Annotated in this window: 3 protein-coding genes; all 3 read left to right on the top strand. The window is 38.7% G+C overall.

All coding sequences use genetic code 11. The features are described 5' to 3' along the window. On the top strand, window positions 1-946 hold a 946-nt coding region (locus tag AC1DPQ_RS24410; RefSeq protein ID WP_477611150.1), incomplete at its 5' end, for a PQQ-dependent sugar dehydrogenase. Between the two features lie 469 nt (window positions 947-1415). Further along, window positions 1416-2333, top strand: a complete 918-nt coding sequence (locus tag AC1DPQ_RS24405) for a DUF58 domain-containing protein (RefSeq protein WP_477584275.1) — start codon at window positions 1416-1418, stop codon at window positions 2331-2333. A 66-nt stretch (window positions 2334-2399) separates the two neighbouring features. Then, window positions 2400-2533, top strand: a 134-nt coding sequence (locus AC1DPQ_RS24400; RefSeq protein ID WP_477611151.1) for a redoxin domain-containing protein, incomplete at its 3' end; no start/stop codon positions are given.

Here is a 2533-nt window from a genome sequence, read left to right as displayed (position 1 = left end):
GGGTACAATGGTGATCCTTACTCCTGATGGGAAATTAAGCAAAAAGATAACCGGTTTACCCAAGGTAGATCCATCTGGCCAGGGCGGTTTATTGGATGTAACTTTAGATCCAAACTTTGCTAAAAACAGAATGATTTATTGGGCTTATTCAGAGCCACAGGATAAAGGTGTTTTATTAGCCATTGCCAAAGGTAAATTAGCAGCTAATGAAACTACAATAGAAAACCAAACCATTATTTACCGCGCTACACCGGCTTACGGCGGTAAACTTCAATACGGTTCGAGAATTGTGTTCGATAAGAATGGTAATTTATTTGTAAGTACTGGCGAACGTTCTGGTAACGATATCAGAATTCAGGCACAATATTTAAATTCTTCTTTGGGTAAAATCTTACACCTTACCACCAATGGTAAAGCTGTGGCGAACGGACCCTTTGCTGGCAAAGCAGATGCAAAACCAGAAATTTATGCCTATGGATTGCGGAATCCAGATGGTTTAGCCATTAATCCTTTAACCGGTGATTTATGGGAAGCCGAATTTGGCCCTAAAGGTGGCGATGAGGTAAATATTATTAAACCAGGCAAAAATTATGGCTGGCCAATTATTACCTACGGAACAGAATACAGTGGTAAAAAAGTAGGTGATGGTATTCAACAGAAAGATGGTATGGAGCAACCTATTTATTATTGGAACCCAAGTATTTCTCCTGGCTGTATTGCGTTTTATAACAGCAATAGTATCGCCGAATGGAAAGGAAATTTGTTTGTAGGTGGCTTGGGTGGTTCGCATATTATCAGATTGGTAATAAAAAATGATAAAATTGTKGGTGAAGAGCGATTACTGGAAGGTAAAGGCGAACGTTTCCGTGATATGGTAGAAGGAAAAGACGGGGCGCTTTATTCTGTAACCGATAATGGTCATTTGTTTAGAATTGCTAAGAAGTAAGTTAAGTAATTATAAAATATAGATCCCGGATTCATTTATTGAGTCCGGGATTTTTTGTTTTAAATCATTTTATTTGTTTTTGGAAATGAGGGATCAGTTTTTCATTGGGGGTTTCGGCCCTGCTTTCCGTTTGTAGTGCCGGCGTGAAGCCGGCAGCTACCACTGCAATCGGGTTTATTTATCAAAGGATAGTAGCATAGTCGGACCATCAAATTGCTCAGGTTTGCCAGGTCTTTAAGGCGGAGGTTTTGCGTTAGGGATTGTAAGGGTTAGTACCGATCCTTCGTCGGTACCGGAGCATAGCGCAGCCCTGCAAAGCCCGCCCCTTGCGTAGCTTGGGGAACGCCCATATCAATTTGCAGTTTGCAATTCACAGTTTGTAGTTAGCCAGTGCTTGGACCTTTGAAACTTCGAAAGTCTTGGGGACTTTTTTAATTTTTTTTAATAAATCTTTTATTAGCTTTACCATATGCGGGTTGTAAACTACGAAAACGAAACAAGCTATGGTAATTTAGAATTGCTTGCACAACAAGTGGTAGAAGGTTTTATTACCGGACTGCATAAAAGTCCGTTCCATGGCTTTTCGGTTGAATTTGCAGAGCACCGCCAGTATAATAATGGCGATAATGTTAAAAATATCGACTGGAAATTATATGCCAAAACTGATAAACTTTACAGTAAACGTTTCGAAGAAGAAACCAATTTGCGCTGCCAGTTTGTGATTGATGTGTCCTCATCAATGTACTTTCCTGAACCTAAAAATAACAAACTGATCTTCTCGATACAGGCTGCTGCATCTTTGATGTACCTGTTGAAGAAACAGCGTGATGCTTTCGGATTAAGCTTATTTACAGATGAAATACTGTTGAATTCGCCAGCAAAGTCGACTACAGTACATCAGAAATATCTGTTTACACAATTGGAAGAGCTGTTACATAAACCCAAGGTAAATGCACAGACTAATTTAAGCGAAGCTTTACACCAGGTGGCCGAATTGATTCATAAACGTTCATTGGTAATTGTTTTTAGCGATCTTTTTAATACACAAACCAGCACAGATAAAACGGACGAGTTTTTTGATGCTTTGCAGCATTTAAAATTCAACAAACATGAAGTGGTGGTTTTTAACGTGGTAGATAAATCAAAAGAAGTTGATTTCAATTTTGAAAACCGCCCATACCAGTTTATCGATATGGAAACCGGCGAAACGATTAAAGTACATACCAATCAGGTAAAGGAAAATTATACAGCGGCAGTTTCCTCGTATCGACAGCAGATTGTGCTAAAATGCGCCCAATATAAAATCGACTTAATTGATGCCGATATGAACGATGGATTTTACCCTGTCCTTCAGTCTTACTTAATCAAAAGGCAGAAATTAGGCTAAAATTTGTTGCAAACAACACAGATTCAGCGTTGTTTATTAAATGATTTAAATTTTAAACTCCTTAATATGTTAGAAAAAGGCGCTGTAGCACCAGATTTCGAATTGAATGCTACTCCCGATCAGAAAATAAAACTTAAAGACTTTAAAGGAAAAAATGTTATCCTGGCTTTTTATCCTGCCGATTGGAGCCCAGTATGCAG

The organism is Pedobacter sp. 01T416_2 (assembly GCF_056398925.1).
The sequence above is the reverse complement of the archived record's forward strand: the minus strand, read 5'-3'. Positions and strand labels throughout refer to the sequence as shown.